Here is a 23,274-nt window from a genome sequence, read left to right as displayed (position 1 = left end):
TTGCAAGAAAACAACCGCTAGACAGCTAATGTTACTAAGATTAAACTGGTCGGAGCATTTACGATTTATTAACATTTATTAATTATGAACATCATCTTGTATGCCATCCCGTTTTTTTTCCTGCTCATCGGCTTGGAATTGCTGTTAGAAAAGGTGAAACATACATCATATTACCGTGTCAACGACGCGGTCTCGAGCCTTAGTGCTGGCGTCTTGAGTCGTATGATTGGGGTGATGAAAAACATCGTGCCGTTTACATTATATGTACTGGTTTACGAAAATGCCGCTTTATTCTCTTTACCCGACACGCTCTGGATGTGGATAACGGCGTTTATTCTTTATGACTTCTTTTATTACTGGAATCATAGATTTGGCCATGAAGTGAGCTTATTTTGGGCGTCACATGTGGTGCACCATTCCAGTGAAGATTACAACTTGTCAACAGCGCTGCGTCAGTCGTCAGGCGGGTTTTTCGGTTTTATCTTTTATCTGCCAATGGCGTTAATGGGATTCAGCCCCTTAGTGCTATTAACTGTTGGCTCGTTAAACTTGGTCTATCAATTTTGGGTGCATACCCAGCACGTAGGAAAGCTCGGGTGGTATGAGTGGATTTTTATAACACCATCAAATCATCGAGTTCATCATGCACAAAATCAGATTTATTTGGATCGTAATTATGGTGGTGTCTTCATCTTGTGGGATCGCCTTTTTGGCAGCTATCAGGAAGAGTTGGACGACGAAAAGCCAATTTATGGTGTGCGCAAGGCCTTGCATAGCTGGAATCCATTTTGGGCGAATCTGCAAGTTTACAGTCAATTAGTCAAAGACTCTGTTCGTACCAAACGTTGGTCAGATAAATTCAAAGTTTGGTTTGGACGCACAGGTTGGCGACCTGCCGATATGGAGCAGCAATATCCTTTGCCCCGCGTTGATTTGAGTCGCTTTGAACGTTACGACACTATTATGAGCACCTCAGCAAAGCTGTATTGCATTTTGCAGTACCTAATGACGGCAATTTTAGGTGTGTTTTTAATGATGAATGCGTCCAACATGTTGGTCACCAACCAATTACTGTTAGCTAGTTTTGTCGTCTATAGCAGTGTCTCTGTTGCATGGTTGATGGAAAATCGTCGTTTTGCGCTTTGGTCTGAATGGATAAGAAGCAGCCTGATCTTAGCATCATCATTGCTGCTCGATATGCCTCAGTGGTTGATGGCTGTACTGTTTTTTGGTGGTTTAATCAGTTTAATGTTAATGGTCCAGGTTAAGCGCAGTCAAAAGCGGCAGCAAACAACCCCCGATCATAGTGATGACCAGTCTCACCAAGTTGCCTAGTTTTAGCAACTGAACTAATCCTTGCCAGCCGCCGTAAAAACTAATGGTTGTTCAACATAGGCGGCTTGTTAATGGCTTTTGATTTCCAAAATCTTTCTGACCAACGGATCATCATCGATAAACTTGAAGTGCAGTCTTTTGAAATGAATGTTTATTTGGTGAAATTGTACGTCAAGGATCATCAAGGAATGTTATACAATGGTGGTAAGTTGATGCGTTTCCACAGCACTCAACAAATTCGCGACGCCTTTGCCACGATGCACGTGGTAGAAGCGGTAATGATGCACGAATCGCCTTACGATGAAATGATTGGTAACCCTCCGAAAGTGAAGGAGCCGATGGTGCTGCCGTTTTCGATGACACAACCCTATTAACCAATTCCACTGGACGCATTTTGTGCAGTCATTTATATAGTGGAACTGGTATTAATTTCTTCTGGAGTAAAATCAAATGCAATATTTACACACCATGGTGCGCGTTTCCGATCTTGACGCAGCACTTACTTTCTATTGTGATCAACTCGGACTTGTGGAAACAAAACGTAGCGACAGTGAGAAAGGGCGTTTTACCTTGGTTTTCCTGGCGGCACCCGACGATGTTGAACGCGCAAAAGACACCTCCGCACCACTGATTGAGCTAACTTACAACTGGGATAAAGAAAGCTATGAAGGTGGGCGCAATTTCGGTCATTTAGCATTTCGTGTTGATGATATTTATGCCCTGTGTCTGCGCTTAATGGATGCAGGCGTGACGATTAATCGCCCGCCGCGAGACGGTCATATGGCATTTGTCCGCTCGCCAGACAATATATCCATCGAGCTGTTACAAAAGGGGGATTCACTTCCGGTTCAAGAACCTTGGGCGTCAATGAAAAATATCGGTGAGTGGTAATCAACCCCAATTCTTAATAGGATTATGGGTTGTTGAAAGAATACGAAAGCCACTCGCTCAGGACTTTTTATCAATTGGCACAGGTAAGTCAAAAAGCGGGAAATAACGAAGCAGCCATTTGGTAAATTCTTGACGACTCATATCAAATTCTTCGTTAACAGTTTTTTTCCAACCTCGTTTGTCCATGCCGGTCGCTTTGCACGTTCGAATGAACCGCTCTACCGTTTCAACATCTACTTTCTCGACATTTTTATTTCGCGCGTTGACCTGCTCCGACGCCGTTGGTTGAACCCCAGGCAAATGATTTACGTGATAGTAGCCGTCTTTTAATTTAATCGCAGAATGGCCATTGGCATTGCGCTGCAGCAAACGCTCCATTCCTCGCACTGCGATAGAATCTTCATAAATAGCGCCAAATCGGGTCTTCATGACTCGATGGCCAGGTTGAGAGTGATTAGGGTGTATCTGTTTGCGCTTGGAGCAAAGCTGATCAAGAATTCGATGTGCTTTGGTCAGGGCATCCGCTTGAGGCTCGTCACTGTGCTTTTCAGTAGGATTGTCCTGTTCTTCAAGCTGCTCAATATGCTGCCCCAGGCGATCGGCTTGATCGTCCTCCAGGCCACCAGCCAGAACATTTTTTTCCCACATTTCCCACAAAGAATTTATGTCGTTGGGAAACTGCATAGTCATTACCTCTATATACACGTTTACGCGACTTTTTATATGCTTCAAACGATGAAATAGATCGAAAAAAAACCGAAAAATGCTGGTCAAATGGATTTCTATCATGACGTTGTCGGGTCAAACTAGTGTGAAATGAGTACGAAGGCTTTAGTTGTTATGTGAGCTCAAAATCGTGTAGATTGGAGAAAAATAAAAGGGTATTCACTATGCTCACGCTTGCAAATTGCACGAAAAATTGGTTCAAACTCAGTCTTTTAATTTCCTCCTTTGTCATATTGTTAGTGGGTTGCGGCACAGGTGGAACAACTGGGTCTGCACCCGACAATCAAGTTGTTGCGCCGCCAGTAGAATCGCCACCACCTTATTGGGAAATAGCCACTCCAGACTTTAGCGACGACCCAGACAGACCTGTTGTGACACTCAATGGTGATGCGGTTGTATTTATGAGTGTAGGCGAATCCTATACAGAGCTTGGAGCGACTGCTACGGATGCTCAGGATGGCAATTTAACTAGTAGCATAGTGATAGAAAATACGGTGTCTGGTAACTCGGTAGGTGACTACTTTGTCCGCTATCAAGTCACCGATAGCAGTCAAAAAGACGCCATTGAGGTAGTTCGAATTGTTCGAGTGGTGGAAAGTTTGCCCATTGACCACTCTCGTCGGCCAGTAGGCTCTTCTCAATCGCATTTGGGATATTTCGAACACTTACCGGATGATTATGGTACTGATCCAGACAAAAAGTACCCACTCCTTATCTATAATCACGGAAATGGTGCAAATGTGGAGTTTTCTGGGGATGATCCGTTAAGAGCACTGGATACCCTGCTGCAAAATGCAGGGCCACCTTTATTGCTCAGTGGTGGCAGATGGGATCCGGCATTGCCATTTGTTGTGCTAGCCCCACAATTTGGCAATGTACAAAATATTGATGTGCCAAGCCGAATCAATGCATTTGTAGAGTATGCAATCAATACCTACGCCGTTGATGAATCTCAAATTTATTTTACAGGCTGGAGTCAAGGAGGCTTTTTGAGCATGCTTTATGCAGTAGAGTTCCCCGATCGCGTTGCTGCGGTTATCTCAGTCTCTGGCGGTATACCCGCTGATCAAGCGAGCTTGCCGGACAACTTCTGCGGGGTGGAGCGAGTTCCAGTATGGGCATTCCACGGTGACCAAGATGATATTGTTAACGTCAGTTCCAGCATTCAAAGCCTTGAGCTGATAGAGGCCAATTGTCAGCCAACTACAGTGCCAAGGCTGACAATTTTCACCGGCGAAGATCACAACATCCAGCATGAAGTGTTCAACCTCAGTGCGATGCAAGGAGGAAGCGACGAACTGGCCACCGACCCAAACTACGATCCTTACAATCAAAGTATTTACCAGTGGCTACTTAGTTTTGATTTGGACGACCGTTAATAACCTGCGGGAGTTGATCCATTCGTAAAGCTTTTGCATAAGACTAAAGCATGAAGTCCTCAACTCCCATCGCGATCCATTGGTTTAAACATGACCTTCGTCTCAACGACAATGCTGCGTTACGGGCTGTGGCAGGTAAAGCTTCGGAACTGCTTTGTGTGTTTATCGTTGACCCAAGATGGTTCAGACCTAGCCACTACCAATCGTCTCATATGGGAAAATTTCGTTGGCAATTTTTACTCGAGAGTCTGCGTGATCTAGACGAGCAACTTCAACATCTAGGGCAGACTTTGCACGTTGTCTACGGTGAGCCGGTCGAGCAACTAAAGCAGTTAATCAATTCAACCCGCGCAACAATCATTTCCACTAATCGTCATAATGGTGTTTACGAAAGGCAACAATGGCAAAGGCTGCAACAAGCCAGGCCCGAGCTAAGTTTTTTGGAAGAAAGCACACATACGCTGTTTGATATTGAGCAGCTGCCGTTTGCACTGCAAGAGCTTCCAGAGAGTTTTACGCCTTTTCGTAAAAAAGTTGAGAGTATCAAAGTTGACCCACCTTTACAGAAGGTCGGTCATCTACCTGAGCAAATATCGGGCTTTGAATCAAGGTGGTCAGGTGAGCTACCTCCATCAGGCGCTGAGTCTCAAAGACTCCAAGGTGGTGCTTGTGCAGCATATCAACAGCTTAACTACTATTTATTTGAAACGGACTTAATTAAGACTTACAAAGAGACTCGAAACGGCCTTGATGGTTGGGATTTTTCCAGCAAATTGTCTGCATGGCTGGCCAACGGAAGTTTATCTGCTCGAGCAGTCATGGCGCAGATCCACAAATATGAAGCAGAAAGAGGGTCTAATGAGTCTACCTATTGGCTGTTTTTCGAATTGTTGTGGCGAGAATATTTTTACTGGTACGCCCTCAAACATCAGCACAAGCTTTTCCGTTTCGGAGGTATTCGTCAAAAAAAACCACTTACAAGCTTCTGGCCTCAGAGGTTTGCAAAATGGTGCGCAGGCAACACCCCCTATCCAATTGTTAACGCCTGCATGAAGCAACTCAATGAAACTGGCTATATGTCCAATCGTGGGCGTCAGCTGGTCGCAAGTTGTCTAGTTCATGAATTAGGTCTCGATTGGCGCTACGGCGCTGCTTATTTTGAGCAACAGCTCATCGACTTTGATGTGGGTGCTAATTATGGAAATTGGCAGTATCTTGCAGGAGTTGGTGCGGACCCAAGAGGACATAGACAATTTGATTTGGAGAAACAAACGCGGATCTACGACCCCAACGGAGAATTTGTCAACAAGTGGAGCAGTCAGCAGAATAACCTTCCTTTAGATGACGTCGACCCGTCTGACTGGCCGATAAGCTGGAACTAAACGTTACTTGCCTTGATCGGTACTGACACACATGCGCTAATCAAACGTAAAAAAATGTGTCATTGTTACATTTAGGTAAATTCTCTTGCAGCCATTGTTCTTACTGGACTCTTAAGTTTCTTTCACTTGCACATTTGAGACATAATCATGCGATTTTGGACATATGTATATCTTGAAACATTTTACGACGGGAATTGTATCCAACTGCGTTCTATAGTCTAGCCATCACTAATTTATCCAGGTATGTCTTTGCGGTGAGCAATGTGGCGAACTTTTGAAGGCAGGCAATAACAAGGAATTTCATCATGCGATTTTTTAAAGCAATAGCATGTGCAGTTGGTTTAACTCTCTTTTCACTATCTAGCTATGCGGCGGGCTACGTCACTTCCGTAAGCGGATACGATTTTCGTCAACCCGATGCTAAATTGTCTCCCGATGGCAAATATTTGGCGATGGCACTGGTCAATGATGGGCGTCGCTCGTTAGTTGTCGTCGAGACGGATGGTTTTAAGTCTGTTGGTGGCGTTAACTTTGGCCGGATGCAAGACGTAGGAAACTTTCACTGGGCAAATGATGAGCGCCTGGTAATGGAAATTTTGCACCGCGAAGAGTGGGACGACAATCCTAAATTCTACGGCGAACTCTACGCGGTAAAATACAATGGTAAACATGGAGACATGGTGTATGGATTTCGCGCGGGGGAGCAGCAAGTAGGTAGCAAACGTAAACGCAAAGAAGCGATTTATGGTTGGGCGCGGATCATCTCTTTAATGCCAAATGACAAAGATGAAATTTTGATTTCCTCGACAGACATGCCAGGTGGTAGTGAGCTGTTTGAAGATCGTCAAAAACGTAACTTGGTTAGGGCTGCAGACACCTCGAAACTATTTTCCAGTGTGCACAAATTAAATCTCAAAACCAGAAGAATGAGCTCATCATACACACGCTCTCCTGAACCCAATACAACCTTTATCGCTGACCAAGACGGCAAGCTAGTATTCGCTTACGGTGCAGAGCCTGGAACGAAGATGAAAATGTATCGCTATGTGGACGATGAGTGGCAGAGAATGGATGTAGGCAAAGGGGATTCATTTATGCCAATCTCTTTTAGCAAAGACCTGCAAAGCATGGTTTATCTCGACAATTCAGAGTCTGATTCGGCTTGTTTATATCGTCAAAATCTGGCCACCAAAGAAATTGAAATGGTGCATAATGAGTGTGGCTTAGAGCCGTCTCAAATTGCCATGACGGTTGACCAGTCTTCGGTTTATGCAGTGAAAACCAGTGACTTTGAAACGCCTTATGCCATGCTAGATACAAACGGCGTTGAATCAGACTTTTTCTCGCAAATCTACGCCATGTTCGAAGGACAGAAGGTGGACGTTTCTGGGCGCAGTCGAGACGGTAACTATTGGATTGTCAGAACACAAAGTGCTGACCAAACGCTAGGTTTCTATTTATACAGCCGAAGCAAAAACGAGTTTTCAAAAGTATTGTAGTCCAGTCATCAATTTGAAGGTGGTCCACCATGCGACCACCTTTTTTATGTCAGTTTTCCCGTCTGCCAGCAAAACACTTTTTGCTTAAGCCCTGCGCTTCGATTAGGATCTGCCCATCTTAACTGTCGTGAAGGCAAAGCGTGGTTCATACAAAATCCTTAACACTTATCAAAAACGCACAGGTTTTTTCCCCACGCCCGTTGGGATTGAAGCACCTGTTGGTGGGTGGCGGTCAAATTTTGCAGATATTGGATGATATACCATCCAAGATTTCTCCCATAGAAATGCAAGTGATAGACATTGAAGGTGCCAGTTTAATTCCTGGGCTGATTGATGCACACACACATATTACCGGTGGAGGGGGCGAAGCCGGATTTGCCACCCGAGTACCGCCCGTACCTTTGAGTGATTTTACCCGAGCGGGTGTTACAACTGCGGTGGGGTTGCTGGGGACAGATGACACGACGCGCAGCACTGAATCCTTGGTTGCGCAGGTTTATGCTTTGCGTGAGGAAGGCCTTTCTGCGTACTGTTACACCGGTGGTTATCATTTGCCGCCGACCACACTAACAGGGTCAGTTAAAACCGATATCGTTTTCATCGAGCCTATTGTTGCTGTCGGTGAATTGGCCATTAGCGACCATCGCTCTAGTCAGCCTACTCTCAATGAGTTGCTTAAAGTCGCCTCTGAAGCCCATGTTGCGCGGTTGATGACCGGCAAAGCGGGTGTTGTGCATCTGCATTTGGGAGACGGCGATCGTGGCTTGAGTCTGGTTCGGCAAGCACTGAGCGAATCTGAGATCCCTGCCAGAACCTTTAACCCAACGCATGTCAATCGACTAAAAGCATTATTTGAAGAAGCCTGCGAGCTGACTAAACAGGGCTGTTGGGTAGATGTTACCGCGTTTGAAACAGGAGACGTAGGCTATGAGCCCGCCGATGCGTTGATGCGTTATTTGCATAGTGAATACCCACAAGACAAACTGACCATCAGCTCTGATGGTGGCGGCTGTCTGCCGTGCTTTGATCATCATGGAAAAATGACCAGAATGGACTTTGCTACAGCATCGTCAATGACAGAGGTGTTGTATACCTTGCTAGAAAATGGCATCACGTTGCAAGATTGCTTGCCATTTTTTACTTCAAACGTGGCGCAAGTCATGAATTTTCATAAAAAAGGTCAAATTCAGCCAGGTTTTGACGCAGATCTTGTTATACTCGGCGCCGACCAGCGGATTAGTCATGTGATGGCGCAAGGCGTCTGGCACATTTTTGACCATTCTATAATTAAAAAAGGTACGTTTGAGGATTGAATATGCCGTCTCCCAATATTGAAGGACAGCAAAGAGGTTATGTGATCCCCATCGGCGGTGCCGAAGAGAAAATAGATAACCCTGAAATACTGAAAAAATTTGTCGAGCTTGCAGGTGGTAAGCAAGCTGTGATTTGTGTTATCCCAACTGCTTCACAGTTGGATGATACGGGTGAAAGGTATGAAAACCTTTTTACTGAACTAGGAGCAGGTAAAACGCTTTCGTTGCCCATATCTGAACGTGCAGACGCACAAAAGGCAGAGTATGTTGAGGCACTAGAGAGTTGCACGGCAGTATTTATCACTGGTGGCAATCAGTTACGTTTGTCGACCATCTTAGGCGGCACGCCTATCGCAAAAACCATTCGGCAAATTAATGCCAGAGGGGTCCACGTGGCAGGCACTTCTGCCGGCGCAGCCATTGTGTCGCAGCATATGATCGCCGGTGGAAGCACGGGGATAGTGCCAACCGAAGATGGTGTGAATTTGGCGCCTGGGATGGGACTTATCAACACTGTTGTTGTTGATCAGCACTTCAATCAACGTAACCGGTTATCTAGATTGCTTAGTGCGGTGTCGTATAACCCTTTCTTGATAGGTGTTGGATTAGATGAAGACACTGCGGCCTTTATCGATAGTAACAATGAATTTACGGTCGTAGGAAGCGGTGCAATAACCGTTGTTGATCCGGCGGATATTGAATACTCATCGATGGCGGAAGCTCGCACAGGTGATGCACTGACTCTTCTTAACTTAAAAGTTCACATTCTCGCCGCTGGCAGTCGCTACAACATAAGTGATCGACAAGCTTTTGCTTAACCAAGCACTGCTCCGACGTTTCTTCTAATACATAAAAACAGTGGCGCACGCCGCTGTTTTTATATAGCCTATTCCTTAGGCTATTTTGATCTTCTGATCATGCAGTATTGCTCTAACATTCTTTTCATACTCGTTTGCCGATAATTGTGCGCATCATCCAAATTCGTGCATTGGCAAATGCTTAGTCAGTAATAGCAAGGGAACCCAGATTTTATGAAGATCCTCAGCAGAAATGTCTACGTCGGCCCCAATATTTATGCAAATTTCCCGGTGATCCGTTATCAAATCGATTTAGGTGAGCTTGAGAATTGGCCATCGGTGAAGCTGGGTGACGGGTTTATTAATGGCTTAATTGAAGCCTTGCCTACTCTGCAAAATCACGGTTGCTCTTATAGAGAGGAAGGTGGATTCATTCGTCGCCTTAAAGAAGACGAAGGCACTTGGATGGGACATATTTGGGAACATGTTGCCTTGGAGTTGCAAGAATTGGCTGGATCGCCAGTAAGTTTTGGTCGCACAAGAAGTCTCGAAGAGCCGGGCTGCTACAATGTTGTGTACCAGTATAAACAACAGGATGTTGGTATCGAAGCTGGTAGTCTAGGTATGCGATTACTTACTCACCTCCTCCCCAAAGATGTTCAAAAGGCGATAGACGCAGACGTCGACGATGATTTTGATTTTGCTGACGAATTACATGCATTTGTGCGAATGGCACAGAAAAAAGAGTTTGGTCCAAGTACCGGTAGCTTAGTGAAAGCCGCAGAAGAGCGCGACATCCCTTGGTTACGTTTAAACAATTATAGTTTGGTGCAATTTGGTCATGGTAAATACCAAAAACGCATTCAAGCTACCATAACCAGTGAAACTAAACACATTGCTGTAGAGATTTCCTGCGACAAAGAAGATACCCACAATTTGTTGAATGATTTGGGGCTACCCGTTCCACAACAAATGATGATTTATAGCGATCGTCAAGCTATAAGGGCTGCCAAACGAATAGGTTATCCTGTGGTTGTAAAACCCCTCAATGCGAATCATGGCCGCGGTGTGAGTATCAATCTCAATAGCGATGACGAAGTTGTCACCGCATTCAATGAAGCACAAAAATTTGGTACCAGTCGCGCGGTGTTAGTGGAGTCTTACCTCACAGGGTTTGATCACAGAATGCTGGTGGTCAATGACGAGCTTGTTGCGGTAGCAAAAAGAGTTCCTGGCCATGTTGTCGGCGATGGTCATCACACAATCGAACAATTGGTTGATATTGTCAATGAAGATCCCAGGCGGGGTATCGGCCACGAGAAAGTGCTGACTCGACTTGAACTGGATAGTCAGGCGAACCGCTTGATGGAAGACGCAGGCTATGACAGCAACACAGTATTAGAGGATGGTCAGATTTTCTATTTGCGTTCGACCGCTAATTTGTCAACGGGCGGAACAGCCATCGATGTGACCGATATCGTGCATCCAGATAACCGCGATATGGCCGTCAGGGCAATTAAGGCCATCGGTCTAGACATTGGCGGCGTAGATTTTTTGACGGATGATATCAGTAAATCCTATAAAGAAATTGGTGGGGGGATTTGCGAGTGCAATGCTGCACCGGGTTTCAGAATGCACGTGGCACCCAGCGAAGGTAAACCTAGGGACGTATCCGGAAAAGTCATGGATATGCTGTTTCCTCCTGGTGATCAGTCCAGAATTCCAATTGCTGCGATCACCGGAACAAACGGTAAAACGACTACTTCTAGGATGCTGGCCAGCATCATGAAATGTGTGGGTTATACCACAGGCATGACGTCAACCGATGGTGTTTACATTGACGGACATTTAACCGTGAAAGGCGACATGACAGGGCCTACTTCTGCACAAATTGTGCTACGAGATCCCAGCGTCGATTTTGCCGTTATGGAAACGGCGCGAGGCGGAATTCTCAAACGCGGCTTAGGGTATTCTGAATGTGATGTGGGGGCTTGTTTAAACATCAGTGCCGACCATCTTGGCCAGCGTGGTATCAACACACTAGAGCAATTGGCCCAGATTAAGCGTGTTGTCGTTGAAGTCGCTAAAGACTGCGTTGTACTTAACGCCGATGATATTCATTGTTTGGAAATGGCTGATTATTGTGAAGCTAAACGTATTTGTTATGTCACAACTGATCCCGGCCATGGTCTGGTGCGAGAACATATTCGCAGAGGTGGTTTAGCCGTGGTGCTAGAAAAAGGCATCAATGGCGATATGATCACCATTTACGATAATGGCGCACATATTCCGCTGTTGTGGACACACTTGATCCCCGCAACAATCGAAGGTAAAGCCATGCATAACGTGCAAAATGCCATGTTTGCAACTGCGATGGCATACTGTTTTGATACGTCATTGGAAAACATTCGCCAAGGCTTGCGTATCTTCAATACGTCCTTCTATCAAGCACCAGGTCGCTTGAATATATATGATGAACATCCGTTTAAAGTCATTTTGGATTACGCGCACAACCCTGCTGCGATCAAGACCATTACTGATTTGGCATCGCGTCTGGAAGTCTCTGGCAAGCGCCGTTTGGTTATCGCCATGCCGGGCGACAGACGGGATGAGGACATTATCGAAGCTGCGCAAATCACCTCTAAAACCTTTGATAGGATAGTCTGCAAAGCTGACGATGACAGACGTGGACGAGGCGTCGATGAAGTGCCGCAGTTGCTTAGAAAAACTTACTTAGACAATGGTGTGGATGACGCCAACATTCAGGTTATTCCGTCTGAACAAGAAGCCATCGACAAAGCATTGAGCGATTGTGAAAAAGGCGATTTGTTGATTATTCTGGGTGACAATATTACTCGCTGTTGGAAGCAAATTGTCCATTTCCAAAGTGATGGTAAATCAGCAGAATCAACAGAGACACCTTCACAAGACTTCCCGGAAAAACTATTTGAACCTGTTGAGCACAAGTTTGAATTGAACGAAGGGCAAACACTTGTGCACGATGAGAGAGGCGTTCGTTTGGTTATCGAACGCGATGAAGATTCAGATTAGATAAGCAGGCTATGCAGGGAATTAGGGCAATTATTGCGACGCTGCAAACTATATTCAGAAGGTAGTTCAACATCATGCGATTGGAATTAGACGAAGTTCGCAGATTAACCGGGCCAAATTTGTTGTGGGACGAGCCCGGTGCCATTTTAGATGTGTTCATTGATGAAGCCGATACGGTGGAAGTGGTAAAGACCTGGCAAAAATGGATGGACAAGTTATTGTCTGAATTTGGTTGGCAAGAATCGCATACCTATAGACTTTATACTGGCGGTGCAAGCATGGCGCTCAGCGCACCCATGGATGCATTGTACACAGCATGCGACTTAGCCGAATTGGCATGGGATTGTACCGTCTCTGAATTAACCTCTTCTGCGCAAATTGATTGGCAAAGTCGGCTAAAGGATTTGACAGCAGCGCTTCGTGAAGAGCAAAACGCAACACTGCTATCACTGTTGTCCGAGGCTAAAACTCACGGCGTAAGTGCCATCAGTGATGATGACGAATTTAGTCTGGGCATGGGCCCCAGTGTCGAAGTATGGCCAGTAGACAAATTACCCGATCCGCACGACATAAAATGGTCAGCGTATAAAGATATTCCTCGGGCTTTCATTACCGGTACAAACGGCAAATCTACTAGTGTCAGACTGGCTAGCGAAATCGCAAAAGCCGCCGGATATTGCGCTGGGGTTACCTCCACAGATTTTATAAAAGTCGGTGATGAGGTTATTGACACAGGAGACTATTCTGGTCCAGGTGGCGCGCGTATGTTACTCAGAAATCCGCGCACTGAAATGGCTTTTTTAGAGGTCGCTCGAGGTGGCATATTACGCCGCGGCCTGCCTATTGAAAAAGTAGATGCAGCACTCGTTACCAATGTGGCAAGCGACCATCTTGGTCAATATGGGATTAATACCGTCGATGAATTAGCTCAAGTAAAGTTTGTCGTCGCTAAAGGCTTGAACGACACAGGTACACTAGTGACAAATGCAGACAATGAACTCACCAAATACTATGCGCAGAATCTTCACTGTGACATTTGTTGGTTCAGTGAGCACGCCAATAGTCCGCAGATCCAACATAACCTGCAAGTTGGCAAACCCGTTGTTTTTGTGCGGGACCAACAATTCATCTTCGTTGACAATAAAGGGGTAGAAACCAATATTTTGTCCGTTAACGATGTGCCCATGACGATGAATGGGGCAGCACGGCACAACGTTCAAAATGCATTGGGCGTAATTGGATTGTGCATGGCGATGGGTTTATCTCTCGAAGCGATAAGGCAAGGGTTAAAATCTTTTGGCAGTGATGCAAGCGACAATCCCGGTCGGGGAAATGTTTATACTTACAATGGCGCCAACGTTTTAGTCGATTTCGCTCACAATGCACATAGTGTAAAAGCCATGATAGAAACCGCAAAACATATGCACGCTAATCGATATCTTGTGATGTTTAGTAATGCTGGGGACCGCGGCGATGAAGAGATCCACGAATTAACAGATGCGATTCGTGACTTAGACGCTCATCACTACATTGTTGCCGAAATTGACAAATATTTACGCGGCAGAGAACCAAAAGCCCTTTTGCATTTGGTTGAAGAGCGTTTATTGGCAAATGGAGTAAATCCATCACAAATCCATTTAACAGGCACGCCAGTTGAAGGAGCCAAATTTGCACTATCTCAAGCCAAACAAGGTGATGTGGTGATACTCTTTACATTGGATCAACGTGAAGAAGTAGACAAGTTGTTGAAATCCGGTGGTCTGAACTAACCCTTACTCAACTCAGAATCCAGAGCGTCTAGGGAGTATAAATATTTCAACTAATTCAGGACTCTATAATTCTTCGTAAGAAGCGCTTCATTAAATTGAATTTTTTTCAAAAGCACCCATCTAATAAACCTGTTCAGAATTTAGAATCAGGTCAGCAATGGAACAACATTTCAATGAAGCGTTACTCAAATTATGTATTTTGATGTACCGTATTGATGGTCGCATTACTCTCTCCGAACAAGATTATTATGACGCGGTGCACGCCAATATTGATTGGCAGGGTGAAGACGATCTAGAAGAGTTTCAGCGTCAATCCATTTACCAAGTGCGACAAGCCGTAGATAGCGGAGAAATTAAGCCTTTTATTTTGTCGTTAAAAGATGCTTTGAGTTTCAATGCCAAAAAAGCACTAACTGTCGCTCAAGGCATTTCCCACATTGATGGCGAAATTGCTGACGAAGAGCAAGAAATCCTCGATTATTTGCAAAACAGAGTTCTTGCAAAAGCGCTAAACTAATTAACTTTTAATTTCCGTTATTTCACTCAATATTGCGAGGCTATCAGAGTAAGTTGGAGAAAAAATACTCAACCAATTTCTGCTAACTCTGGTAATTCAACGAGATAAAAAATATACTCGGCCTCTTGGTTAAAATATTAACCAAGTGAGGCCATCTATGAATAAACTGTTTGAAGCTCATGGGACTTGGAATATTGATTCCGATGGCCGCGTGCTTTTGATTGAAGGAACTGGGCCTTGGAATCTAGAGTCGTTGCAACAATCTGCGCAACTCGTCCAGCCATTTTTGCAGCGTTTAAAAGGTAGCCCTTGGGCTGCGATGGTAATATTGCACGGTGAATGTATTTATGTTCCCGCTGCAGGTCAAAAACTCGCCGAAATCCTGCAATTTGAATCCGAAGAAGGGCGTGTGGCGACGGCACTGCTAGTTAATGATTGTTACTCCCCCAATTTTGCTAAAGAGCATATTTCAAATATCTACGACAAAGGCAATCATCCTTACGCATTTTTTGACGATATTGATTTAGCCCGAAATTGGCTAGAGGGGCAAATCAATGCTGTTGAATACTATGCTAAATAACCTGGAGTCTGGATGGGTTGCGCCTGGTAACAGCACTATTTATGCGCCAATCCATCACTAAGTTAGTCAAAATCCTAATCGCAAAAATATTTTTTACGTTTATCCATAACTTATAACGCCAACAGCTTGTTTAGTTTGCATTTTGTCGTAATCTACGGGGAAACATTATCGATAGTGATCACCATGACAACGTTTACTTGGCAACGAGCAGTAATTAAGGTCGGCAGTACGCTGATTGCGCCGGATGGTGCCCAATGTAGTGGTCGCTATTTGTTGTCGCTAGCACGCTTTATCACTGCCAGTCGTGAACAGGGCAAAGAAGTCATTTTGGTTTCTTCGGGCAGTGTCGCCGCTGGAAGGGGAAAAATTAAAGTTCATCATCGGCCATCGATAGCAGAAAAACAAGCCATGGCCGCGATTGGACAAACACAAATGATGGCCAATTGGTCGCGTTTTTTCGATTTTCCATGTGCGCAGCTTTTGCTGACTTACGATGACCTGCACAATCGCACACGGTACGTCAATATCAAGAATACGCTTCGTGAGTTGCTCAACCATCAAGCACTGCCCATCGTCAATGAAAATGACACTGTGGCAATTAATGAGCTAAAAGTAGGAGACAACGATAACCTGGCAGCATATACGGCGCTTATTGCGCAAGCCGATACGCTCATCATTTGTTCTGATGTTGATGGATTGTTTGATCAAAATCCGCAACAAAACCCTGAAGCAAACCTTATTCAAGCAGTGGAAAAAATTGATGAAAGTATCTTTGCACTAGCAGGGGGGGCCGGGAGCGCTGTCGGCACGGGCGGAATGCTGACTAAATTGCAGGCGGCTCAAAAGTGTACACAAAGTGGTATTCAGACGGTGATTGTAAATGGTCAAAAAGGTGAAGTCTTCGATGCGTTGCTGGATGGCCAACTCCAAGGCACTTTATTTAAACCTGTTGCAAGTCGAGAAAACTCTCGCGGTCAATGGCTCAAACATACGTTAAAGAGCTCCGGCAAAATTATTATTGATGCCGGAGCAAAGACCGCCATACTGAGTAAAGGTGCTTCGTTGTTACCTAGCGGCATGTTGGAGGTTTCAGGAAGCTTCAATCCTGGTGAAGCAGTGCAAATTGCCTATCAAGATCACGTGTTGGCTAAGGGGCTAACCCTTTATAGTTCGACAGATCTAGAGCAAATCAAGGGCAAACGCAGTAGCGAGATAGAATCGGTACTCGGATATAGCTATGGTGAAGCGGTCGTGCATCGAGACGATATGGTTTTAGTTTAACCCACCTACGGGAACTTTAGGTTTTTAACAATAATGACGTTTTCTATTTCACAGGCCGCGCGCCGAGCTAAACAAGCTTCCAGAGCTATCGCTACTCTTAGCAGCGAAAACAAAAATCAGTTGCTGCAGGACATTGCCAACACAATGTTATCTGAGTCAGAATCGATATTATCCGCCAATGCAAAAGATTTGGCCCAAGCGGAAATTGATGGGCTAGATGGGTCCATGCAAGACCGACTCAGGTTGGATGGATCTCGTTTGCAGGGTATTGCCAATGCGGTACTTGAAATTGTGCAGCAGCCAGACCCCGTGGGTGCAATTGACAATATCCAGCAACGACCTAGTGGCATTCGCGTAGGCAAGATGCGTATTCCTCTTGGTGTCATCGCAATGATTTATGAGTCTCGCCCTAATGTTACGATCGATGCAGCTGCACTGTGCCTAAAAGCCGGTAATGCGGTGATTTTGCGTGGAGGTAAAGAAGCCATTCATTCCAACTTGGCGTTAGCAGCTTGCATTCGACAAGCATTAGAGAAGCAAGACCTCGATCCAGCGATTGTGACGATAGTCCCTGATACGGATCGCGCGGTTATGAATGAATTGATGACCTTAAGTGATGATATCGACCTCATTATTCCACGAGGTGGTGAAGGTCTAATCCGTTTTGTGACACAAAACAGTCAAATTCCGGTGATCCAGCACTTCAAGGGTGTATGTCATTTATACATTGATCGCGCTGCGGATTTAGAAAAAGGGTTAGCACTACTTGAAAACGGCAAGACTCAACGTACCAGCGTATGTAATTCACTGGAAACGCTGTTGGTTCATCAAGGTGTTGCTGATCGTTTTTTGCCTCAGGCTGCCAAGATGTTGACTGAGCATCAGGTTAAAGTGCACGCTTGCGAGCGTAGTATTGACTTTTTTAATGCAGGTATTAAAGCAACTGAAGATGATTGGTACGCAGAATACCTTGCTCTTGAAATCGCCATTCGTGTTGTGGACGACTTTGATATGGCGGTGGAGCACATCTCACAATATGGCTCTGCCCATACAGAGGTCATAGTGACGCAGGACTACAGTGCTGCAAATGAGTTTGTACGCGTGGTCGATTCAGCCGTTGTAATGGTGAATGCCTCGTCGCGGTTTTCCGATGGTGGTGAATTGGGCCTAGGGGCTGAGATCGGCATTTCAACCAGTAAACTGCATGCCTACGGTCCAATGGGGGCCGAATCCTTGACCACGCAAAAGTTTGTTGTATTTGGTGATGGCGAAACGCGTTAATGGTTAGTCTATAAATAACCCCAATTCTGGATAAGAAATGTCGGAATAGCTTAGTTTTTAAAGCTTTATCAATGACATAGAAGCTATTGTCATTTTTATATTGGTTTTTAATAGGTAAGTGCCGTGATTTATTCCCTTATCGAGGCGAGAATTATGTTGTCTAGTCGCTCTAAACGCATAATGAACAACGAAGATAGGGGGATAAATAGCGGTGCTTACAGGCGTTGCTTATCCGGGATTGGGGTTAAATACTACTGTGCGGCGGTTTCCATTAGCAACCCGTGAAAAAACGCGATGGCATTCATGTAATCCTTGACCGGAAGCTGTTCGTTTACGCCATGGAAACGTTTTAATCCTTGCTGGTCCAGTCTAACCATCATGAAACGGTAAATGTTGTCTGACAATCCGTAAAAATGTTTTGAATCCGTGCCTCCAACAACCAAATATGGAGCGACGAGAACCTCGTTGTCCAATTGGCGAATATGTTTTTCTATCAAGTTAAAGCCCAAGCTATCGGTTGGAGATACCGCAGAGGGTTCATTTTCCATGAAGGTGTCAACTTCCACCCTGGGATCATCAATCGCGTTGATCACATGCTGTTTTACTGATGCGACGCTTTCTCCAGGGAAAATTCTAATGTTCACTACCGCACTGGCCTGAGTCGGCAAAATGTTAGACTTTGAGCTGCCGCTCGCCATTGTGGCTGCAATGGTTGAGCGGATGCTGGCTGCGGTGGTGGGTGAGCTGAGCATGACGTTTTTAACGACAGGCTCTAACAGCCACATATTGGCAAGAGGGATGCGCGCACTCAACGGTGCGTAATAGCCAATCTTTTTAAAGGTTTTTTGGCTGTATGAAAAATCTGTTTCAAATTGATTGTTTTCCAAATTAACAATTGCCTGGCTTAAGATCCCCAATGCCGTCTGGTTGGGTGGCTGCGAAGAGTGGCCTCCATCAGAATTAACGGTAAGTTGAATGTTTACAAACCCTTTTTCGGCTATGCCGATCATTGCCACGGGATGTTCTACACCCTTGACAATACCCTCTGTGATCGCACCGCCCTCGTCCAAGACAAACTCAAATTGTATGCCCTGTTGCTTAAAATGCTCAGCGATTTTTTTCGCGCCCTGTTTGCCACCAATTTCTTCATCATGTCCAAAGGCAAAATACACAGTTCGTTTGAGCTGAACCCCTTCTTTGAGCATCGCCTCCATTGACTCCAACAACGCAAAAACAGTGACTTTGTCGTCGATTGTGCCCCTGCCCCAAACGATATCGTCGACCACTGCTCCACTAAATGGTGGTTGCTGCCATTGGTCTTGTGTGACTTCATCGACTGGCACAACATCCAGATGCCCCATAAACAAAGCCGGCTTCAAGCTGCTGTCTGAGCCAGTAAACTCATATAGCAAACTGTGCTGATTGAATACTTGATGTTTGGCGAATTGATGGATCAAAGGGAAACTCTGTTGAATATGGGCGCGAATGCCGGTAAATGCCTCGTTGTCCAACTTTTTTGGATCGTCGTAGGAGATGGTTTGAAATTGAATAGATTTGGCGAAACGGGCGATGGCATCGGATTGATCGACGTTCAAATTCGGTGTTAGTTGCACAACGTCTATTTGTGTATCTGGGAAAAGCCAATGTGCTCGAGCTAACATCACAATGGCTAACACCACAACACCCAGACCAAACCCTAAAAAGAACTTTTTCATTTTGCTGAAACCCAAACTTGTCTGTGATGCAAACCAATGCGACTTAGTATAAACATGATATAACGATAAAGTCTTGTGTTAGCAACTCAGACTTTTGTTACCCTGCTTACCTGTAACGTCATAGTGTATCAATCGTGTCGAATATCCAACTTTTTGTCATTTGCACCCTGATATGGGGCTCAACCTGGATTGCCATTACCTTTCAGTTAGGTGAGGTTGCACCAGTGTTGTCTGTTGCCTATCGATTCACCTTAGCTTCGCTTTTGTTGGGTATCTTTTGCGTTGTGAAAAAGTTACCACTCAAACTGCCGCTACATATCCATTTCAAAATGGCTGCAGTGGGCTTAAGTCTGTACACGCTGGACTATAGCTTTTTGTACGAAAGTCAAAAATACATCATCAGTGCGGTGCTCGCTTTGATGAGCTCGTGCATCATTTATATCAACGTGTTCATGCGCAGAGCGTTTTTGAAAAAGCCAATTCGAATTGAAGTCTTGGTTGGCGCTACACTGGGTTTGCTAGGAATGGCAATGATCTTTGTACCTGAATTTGACAAGGTACAAAGTACTGAATATTTAACCTTAGGGATCCTATTGGCCTGCATATCCTTTGTATGCGCATCCATTGGCAACGTGGTCTCTGAACGGATCCTGGATCACGGCACGCCGGTAATTCAAATGAATTTTTGGGCAATGACCTATGCGCTTGTTTTTCTATATGGATACGCGTTTATCAGTGGTGCCGAATTCGTTTTGCCTAAAGCTACCGATTATTGGCTGTCGTTACTGTTTTTGTCAGTGTTTGGTTCGGTGCTTGCTTTTGGCGCGTTTATGAAACTGGTGCAACAAATTGGTTCTGACAAAGCTGCCTACGTGGTATTGATGTACCCCTTAGTTGCATTATTCCTATCAACCTTATTCGAAGGTTATCAATGGCAACTTCAAGCGCTTATCGGTGTGATCATTGTGCTCTTTGGTAATGCCATTGCGATGGGGAAAGTACCTCTTCATTGGTTTTTTCGAAAATCAATAAAAACCAATTAACCTATATAATTCAATGAATTAAATGCAGGGATTGCATCACTGTCGGCAAAGTGTCATATTAGTGACGTCCCTTTAACTTATAAGTGTCGTCACTGAAATTCGGTTTGGGTTGTTAACCTTTTTAGCAGGTCAACAACACAGGAAACCGACACAATGAAAATGTTAGTCAACGCAAAACGAATCAAGCAACTACGCGACCAAAAATGTTGGTCGCAACTTCAGCTATCAGAAATGGCAGGGATCAGCTTGCGCACATTACAGCGAGTTGAAGCTAAATCTGTTGCATCGCAAGAAACGGTAAAAAGTATTGCCTCAGTATTAGAGGTCGACTGCGACACACTTTTAGCTGACCAGCCATTGCCAATGCAATCAGAACCCGTTGAGTCTGACAATATGAAGTTGTCCGAAAATGTGCAAACTGGATCACACGAACACGAACCCCAAGCCATATCACAAACCCTGTTAAAAAGACGCTTGTTGATCGCGGCTTTCATGGTAGCTTTTGCTGCTGCTTTTGGTTTTTGGGGTGTTTTTTCTGCTTATGCCGAGAATCGTATCGACCAAGAACAATTCTCCTTACTTAAAAACTTAGTTTCTATTGGCCTTCTTGTTGGACTGGCTGGCGTGGGGTATCGCGCCTTTAAAGCTGGCCTGATTTCACGCTCCGACTTTTACTAAATTCATTTTAAATTTTAAACAATTGGCTTAACTGCCAAGGGGATTATTATGTCTAATTCAATGCAACTTACACTTAAAACAACCGCTAAATGGGTGACGATTGGTTGGCTGGGGTATCTGCTTCTGACCATTATTGGCGGGGCATTTATTACGTCTTATTGGATGTCTGGCCAGGATCTAAATGGTCTTTCACAAGGCCAGATTGCGCAGTTGATGGAGCAGGATCCTCAAGTCGCGCTGACAACTAGCTTTTTGGCCGCCATTGTGGCAATCGCGTTGGCATTTTGGATAACGCTAAAAACACAAGGATCAGGTTTCAGAACCGCGATGGTCTTCGCTTTAGGGCTGATTATCTATGGTGCAATGGGTATTGTAATGCACCCAGACCATGCTTTTATTCATCAGCTCGGCAAACTGGTTGCTCCGTTGATAACCTGCGGACTCGGTGCATGGTTGGCAATTCGTAAGGGCTAAGTTTCTCGGTGTGCGCTGCCACATTTGAGCGCACACCGTTTTGTTATAGCGCATTTATTTTTTTATTTAACTCGTATGCAGGTTCAGTCACAATTTTTTCAAGCACTTGAATGCGTTCTTTTAAGTCTTGAATTTCTTTATCTTTTTTGGTGATAGATCTCTCATAACGAGCTTTTTCACTGACCTTAAAAGGGTTGCTGGTTTTTCCATTGAACCAATCTACTAACTTCCAATTATGTTGGTTGTCTAACCACGCCGCATATAAATAGGCCGCGAAACAGCAAACAAGCAAGGTTATTATCCAGAAAGTATTCATTATGTTCTCCTTATTTATCGAAGTCGTAAGCACAAAATCTATGCATTCAATATGAGTAGTCATTAGTGAACGAAAAAAATTACAAAAAAATGTAATAAATTTAATGTTGGCGAGACTACCCTATGCAGACATCATCAAAAAAGCATTGACGAGCAGGAACCCATCGCTTGAAGCAAGACTTTGACAGCATTATTAAGGAATACGGTGCGCTTTTGAGCCGCGTGGCATCCAGTTACGAGGCAAACCCGCATTTGCAGCAGGAATTGTTGCAGGAAATCAGTTTGGCGGTTTGGCAAGCCTTAAAAGGATTTAAAGGCGACAGCTCTATAAAAACCTATGTATTGCGGGTTGCTCACAATAAAGCCGTCTCTCATGTCGCCTATCATGCCAAGCAGCCTTTCAATGATTCTTACTGTGAGGTGGAAAGCCCGCTTGCGAGTTTAATGCCAGGCTCAGAACAACAACTGAGTCAACAGGCCAGTACTAAAGCACTTTTGGATTCAGTTCGAGCTCTCGCTTTGCAACCAAGACAAATTTTTACCATGGCCATGGAGGGTCTGAGTTATCAGGAGATTGCACAGGTATGCGGGATCAGTTCAGGAAACGTAGGCGTGATTCTAAATCGTACAAAAAAGACTTTAATGGAGCGCATGCAACATGAACGATGAGCATGACAATTTTGAGCAGCTTTGGCAGCAACAAAGTGTGAGTAAGGTAGATGTTGGGGCGTTGAAAAAACAATGGAGGAAAATGCGATTTAAGCAATTTTTCTATGTTTTATTGGATGCGTTAGCCGTTATATCTTTGCCGGTTATTTTATTATTTGTAGAGAAAAAAATGACAAAAGCTGAATTTGTCAGCTTCACTGTACTGTTTATTTTATTAAGCGTTTGGTTTTTCTATTTAGTCTGGTTGCGTCGTTATTCTTTGCGCTCTTCAAACGATGCTGCCAGTACCGCAGATTTTGTTGAACGGATGAAACTGCAATATCGACAAAATATACGCATCGCTTACGTAAACAAAGTTATATGTTTTTACACGCCGCTGATTTTCATTGGATTTCTATTTGCGTTGTACTTTGGTGATGGAATGAGTACGGATGAACTGTGGCGAAAAAGTAAAGTTATGCTTGGTGTGAGTGTGCTGTTTTTGCCTGCTTCCTGGGTTTGGGCAGACAGGCGTCAGAAAAAATTTGAAAAGCTTTTGGCCGATTTCGAAGCTAAATGGGCCAATGGCTTAGTCTGAAT

Annotated in this window: 22 protein-coding genes; 19 read left to right on the top strand and 3 right to left on the bottom strand. The window is 44.6% G+C overall.

All coding sequences use genetic code 11. The features are described from left to right. Positions 1–84: 84 nt before the first annotated feature. The 3 genes from FM019_RS05280 to FM019_RS05270 all read left to right on the top strand — a co-directional run bounded on the left by FM019_RS05280 (position 85) and on the right by FM019_RS05270 (position 2,226). Positions 85–1,335 (top strand): sterol desaturase family protein, encoded by a 1,251-nt coding sequence (locus FM019_RS05280; protein ID WP_143834838.1) that lies wholly within the window; start codon positions 85–87, stop codon positions 1,333–1,335. Between the two features lie 71 nt (positions 1,336–1,406). Next, on the top strand, positions 1,407–1,709 hold the full coding sequence (locus FM019_RS05275) for a DUF6482 family protein (RefSeq protein WP_143834837.1): 303 nt from the start codon (positions 1,407–1,409) through the stop codon (positions 1,707–1,709). Positions 1,710–1,785: 76 nt separating this feature from the next. After that, positions 1,786–2,226, top strand: a complete 441-nt coding sequence (locus FM019_RS05270) for a VOC family protein (protein ID WP_143834836.1) — start codon at positions 1,786–1,788, stop codon at positions 2,224–2,226. Positions 2,227–2,283: 57 nt separating this feature from the next. On the opposite strand, the gene FM019_RS05265 is transcribed toward FM019_RS05270, so the two are convergent. Further along, a complete protein-coding gene (locus FM019_RS05265; protein WP_143834835.1) occupies positions 2,284–2,910 on the bottom strand; it encodes a hypothetical protein in 627 nt (208 codons plus the stop codon). Positions 2,911–3,116: 206 nt separating this feature from the next. Here FM019_RS05265 and FM019_RS05260 point away from each other — a divergent pair, with 206 nt between their 5' ends. The 11 genes from FM019_RS05260 (at position 3,117) to FM019_RS05205 (ending at position 17,801) form a co-directional block, all read left to right on the top strand. Next, positions 3,117–4,331 carry an alpha/beta fold hydrolase gene (locus FM019_RS05260; RefSeq protein ID WP_143834834.1) on the top strand — a complete coding sequence of 405 codons (1,215 nt, stop codon included), beginning with the start codon at positions 3,117–3,119 and terminating at the stop codon, positions 4,329–4,331. A gap of 50 nt (positions 4,332–4,381) precedes the next feature. After that, positions 4,382–5,713 (top strand): DASH family cryptochrome, encoded by a 1,332-nt coding sequence (locus FM019_RS05255; protein WP_143834833.1) that lies wholly within the window; start codon positions 4,382–4,384, stop codon positions 5,711–5,713. A gap of 305 nt (positions 5,714–6,018) precedes the next feature. After that, entirely contained in the window at positions 6,019–7,212 is a 1,194-nt protein-coding gene (locus FM019_RS05245) for a hypothetical protein (RefSeq protein WP_143834832.1), read from the top strand. 140 nt (positions 7,213–7,352) lie between these two features. Next, positions 7,353–8,525 carry a beta-aspartyl-peptidase gene (iadA, locus tag FM019_RS05240; RefSeq protein WP_143834831.1) on the top strand — a complete coding sequence of 391 codons (1,173 nt, stop codon included), beginning with the start codon at positions 7,353–7,355 and terminating at the stop codon, positions 8,523–8,525. A 2-nt stretch (positions 8,526–8,527) separates the two neighbouring features. Then, positions 8,528–9,343, top strand: a complete 816-nt coding sequence (locus tag FM019_RS05235) for a cyanophycinase (RefSeq protein ID WP_143834830.1) — start codon at positions 8,528–8,530, stop codon at positions 9,341–9,343. A gap of 213 nt (positions 9,344–9,556) precedes the next feature. Next, positions 9,557–12,373, top strand: coding sequence for a cyanophycin synthetase (gene cphA, locus FM019_RS05230; RefSeq protein ID WP_143834829.1), 2,817 nt, complete (start codon positions 9,557–9,559; stop codon positions 12,371–12,373). 74 nt (positions 12,374–12,447) lie between these two features. Continuing rightward, complete coding sequence (locus FM019_RS05225; RefSeq protein ID WP_143834828.1) at positions 12,448–14,142, top strand: Mur ligase family protein; 1,695 nt, start codon at positions 12,448–12,450, stop codon at positions 14,140–14,142. 157 nt (positions 14,143–14,299) lie between these two features. Further along, positions 14,300–14,659 (top strand): TerB family tellurite resistance protein, encoded by a 360-nt coding sequence (locus FM019_RS05220; RefSeq protein ID WP_143834827.1) that lies wholly within the window; start codon positions 14,300–14,302, stop codon positions 14,657–14,659. Positions 14,660–14,816: 157 nt separating this feature from the next. Then, entirely contained in the window at positions 14,817–15,239 is a 423-nt protein-coding gene (locus FM019_RS05215; RefSeq protein ID WP_143834826.1) for a hypothetical protein, read from the top strand. A 183-nt stretch (positions 15,240–15,422) separates the two neighbouring features. Further along, positions 15,423–16,520 carry a glutamate 5-kinase gene (proB, locus tag FM019_RS05210; protein WP_143834825.1) on the top strand — a complete coding sequence of 366 codons (1,098 nt, stop codon included), beginning with the start codon at positions 15,423–15,425 and terminating at the stop codon, positions 16,518–16,520. A gap of 33 nt (positions 16,521–16,553) precedes the next feature. Then, a complete protein-coding gene (locus tag FM019_RS05205; RefSeq protein WP_143834824.1) occupies positions 16,554–17,801 on the top strand; it encodes a glutamate-5-semialdehyde dehydrogenase in 1,248 nt (415 codons plus the stop codon). A 251-nt stretch (positions 17,802–18,052) separates the two neighbouring features. On the opposite strand, the gene FM019_RS05200 is transcribed toward FM019_RS05205, so the two are convergent. Further along, the gene (locus tag FM019_RS05200) at positions 18,053–19,516 is read right to left on the bottom strand and encodes a M20 family peptidase (RefSeq protein ID WP_143834823.1); all 1,464 of its coding nucleotides are present in this window, start codon (positions 19,514–19,516) and stop codon (positions 18,053–18,055) included. A 134-nt stretch (positions 19,517–19,650) separates the two neighbouring features. On the opposite strand from FM019_RS05200, the gene FM019_RS05195 reads away from it, so the two are divergent. The 3 genes from FM019_RS05195 (at position 19,651) to FM019_RS05185 (ending at position 21,711) form a co-directional block, all read left to right on the top strand. Next, on the top strand, positions 19,651–20,559 hold the full coding sequence (locus FM019_RS05195; protein WP_143834822.1) for a DMT family transporter: 909 nt from the start codon (positions 19,651–19,653) through the stop codon (positions 20,557–20,559). A 153-nt stretch (positions 20,560–20,712) separates the two neighbouring features. Beyond that, on the top strand, positions 20,713–21,237 hold the full coding sequence (locus FM019_RS05190; protein ID WP_260681528.1) for a helix-turn-helix domain-containing protein: 525 nt from the start codon (positions 20,713–20,715) through the stop codon (positions 21,235–21,237). Positions 21,238–21,285: 48 nt separating this feature from the next. Next, positions 21,286–21,711: a hypothetical protein gene (locus FM019_RS05185; RefSeq protein ID WP_143834821.1), complete on the top strand. Its 426-nt coding sequence runs from the start codon at positions 21,286–21,288 to the stop codon at positions 21,709–21,711. A 43-nt stretch (positions 21,712–21,754) separates the two neighbouring features. On the opposite strand, the gene FM019_RS05180 is transcribed toward FM019_RS05185, so the two are convergent. Then, positions 21,755–22,027: a hypothetical protein gene (locus tag FM019_RS05180; protein ID WP_143834820.1), complete on the bottom strand. Its 273-nt coding sequence runs from the start codon at positions 22,025–22,027 to the stop codon at positions 21,755–21,757. Between the two features lie 167 nt (positions 22,028–22,194). Here FM019_RS05180 and FM019_RS05175 point away from each other — a divergent pair, with 167 nt between their 5' ends. Continuing rightward, positions 22,195–22,695, top strand: a complete 501-nt coding sequence (locus FM019_RS05175) for an RNA polymerase sigma factor (protein WP_143834819.1) — start codon at positions 22,195–22,197, stop codon at positions 22,693–22,695. After that, positions 22,685–23,272 (top strand): hypothetical protein, encoded by a 588-nt coding sequence (locus FM019_RS05170; protein WP_143834818.1) that lies wholly within the window; start codon positions 22,685–22,687, stop codon positions 23,270–23,272. The genes FM019_RS05175 and FM019_RS05170 overlap by 11 nt, the downstream gene beginning before the upstream one ends. The last annotated feature ends 2 nt before the right edge of the window (positions 23,273–23,274 follow it).

It is taken from the genome of Aliiglaciecola sp. M165 (assembly GCF_007197995.1).
Classification (GTDB): Bacteria; Pseudomonadota; Gammaproteobacteria; order Enterobacterales; family Alteromonadaceae; genus Aliiglaciecola.
Note: the sequence above shows the minus strand (reverse complement) of the source record. Positions and strands in the feature narration are given on the sequence as shown.